At 36.5% G+C, this 2,145-nt stretch carries 3 protein-coding genes; all 3 read right to left on the reverse strand.

Going from position 1 to position 2,145, the window contains the following annotated elements; genetic code table 11:
- Positions 1-147: 147 nt before the first annotated feature.
- The 3 genes from ABLT31_RS38330 to ABLT31_RS38340 all read right to left on the reverse strand — a co-directional run bounded on the left by ABLT31_RS38330 (position 148) and on the right by ABLT31_RS38340 (position 1,906).
- Complete coding sequence (locus tag ABLT31_RS38330) at positions 148-642, reverse strand: hypothetical protein (protein WP_367760968.1); 495 nt, start codon at positions 640-642, stop codon at positions 148-150.
- A 136-nt stretch (positions 643-778) separates the two neighbouring features.
- Positions 779-1,321: a GNAT family N-acetyltransferase gene (locus tag ABLT31_RS38335; protein ID WP_367760969.1), complete on the reverse strand. Its 543-nt coding sequence runs from the start codon at positions 1,319-1,321 to the stop codon at positions 779-781.
- 207 nt (positions 1,322-1,528) lie between these two features.
- Positions 1,529-1,906, reverse strand: coding sequence for a VOC family protein (locus ABLT31_RS38340; RefSeq protein WP_367760970.1), 378 nt, complete (start codon positions 1,904-1,906; stop codon positions 1,529-1,531).
- Positions 1,907-2,145: the final 239 nt, after the last annotated feature.

The raw sequence follows: 2,145 nt of genomic DNA on the forward strand, positions 1-2,145 counted from the left end.
AAGAGGCTTTTTTATGTTCAAACCTCATTTTTCTTCATTACAGGAATGCTGCCCGATCGTTCAGAAAAAAGAGGACTGTGGAAGCAGCCCTCGATGTGTTAGTATCGATCTCCGTTAGTGCAGCAATTTTTTGGTGAGTCCTCTTCATTATGTAAATCGATCAGAGTTCGATAAACACCATCGTCCATCATACTGTGAAACGGTAATTGTTTCTGTGCCTGTATGAGTAATGCCAGTCGAAGACCCAATATAATATAAAATTTCAAACTGCCAACTACCATCTGGATTTCTTATTTCCTTACGAACTTCAAAATCGAGCGGACGAGGACTAGAACCAGGCGGGAAACTCCATTCCCACATTTCATAATCATTTCTAACTTTCTCCCGCAATTCGTTTGATAATAGAGCGAATTCTAAAGCTCCATTTCTCGTCATAATACCTTCCGCCCAACGAAAAGCAACTTCTTGAGGAGTTTTTGGTGAAATTGCCTCCTCCAATCGTTGAACTTGTTTACTTAAAAGTTTTACTTGTCGCTGTAATGAAGCGAGGTCAGTATCTTCTTCTTCTGAAATCTGAGCAAAAACGTGTACCGTGGAAAATAAAATCGACAAAACCAATGTTATGATTAGTAACTTTTTCATGATATCACCCCAATGATATTCTTCCCTGACTTACTCTACTTAACTGCCCGATATCGGAAATAAACAAAAAGACGGATACCGTAGTACCGTCATGCATTATCGATCTCCGTTTAGCGGAACAAGTGTATCAATATAGTTACTGAAAGAATAACTTCGGATACCTCAACTCACCTTTGATTCTTTTCATCTTTCCCTCTGGTAATTCAAAGATCATAAAGACGTTATCAGGAACGTTAAATTGCTTCAGGTCAAATTCATATTCTCTCGCTGGTTTAAATCCGAATTTCGGATAATAAGTTGGATGTCCTATTAAAAACACAAAATCATAACTTAATGCTTCACATCTTTTTAAACCCTCTTGAATTAGTTTACCACCAATCCCCTTTTTCTGATTAGAAGGCATTACTGCTATAGGAGCAAGGACTATAACCTCATGACGATTTTCATCTTCAATAATTTCTGCTTTGCTAAATAAAGCATGACCGACTATTTGGTCGTTTTCTTCTGCTACAAGCGACAATTCAGGGATAAATGCTTCAGATGATCTAATCCTTTCAACAAGCCTAGATTCATCCTCCCTATTTCGAAAAGCTAAATAATTCAATTTAAATACTTCATCATAGTCACTTAATCTTTCCGTCCTAATTTTCATTTTATTGTTCCCATCCTTTGCCTCCATTTAGTTAATGTAAGATTACTACGATTTCAGCCTTAAGATAAGGAATTTTCCGTTTTGTTAAAAACTTTCCTGCTAAGGACTGGATTACCTTTAGATTCCACTATCCTGACCAATAGTTGAGTAACGAAAAAAGGGCTGCCATCGCAAGCAACCGTTATTGAACTATGGAATCCCTTTAGTTTAGTAAAAAGTGAATTAGAATCTTAATTAATAATTAGAAATTTCTATTAGATTACCATCAGGATCTCTTATATAGATAGATGTTATCGGAGCTAATGCTCCTGTTCTTTTTACAGGTCCTTCTTCAATAGGTATTCCACAATCACCTAAGTGCTGAATCACATCTGACATTTGGACATCGGTTATAAAACATAGATCAGCACTGCCAGACACGGGTGTTTTTGCTTTTGGGTCGAACTCTTTACCTACTTCATGTAGATTTATTTTCTGCTGTCCAAAGTGTAGTGCCTTTCTCCCCTCTCCAAAAGTTATAACTTCCATTCCTAATACTCGGTTATAAAAATCACATGTTTGATTAATATTTTTTACAGTGAGAACCAAATGATCTAATCGTTTGATGTTCATCATTGCGATCAGCCCCTTTCTATGAGTAATCCCCTATAGTTAATAATACTACTTGCTATTTACTAATCCTGCCCAATAGCACAATAGGCTGCCATCGAGTAGCAGCCATTAGTTTTCTTCGTTCTAATTTAAGTATCGAATCCCGATAGCATAACAAAGACCCTTAATCTGTTAAGGGTCTGGTGAATGATTTCTTACTTTTTATTTTTAGCTTTAAAAAAATCTCCGCCCTTATGTCT

Source organism: Ammoniphilus soli, assembly GCF_040813775.1.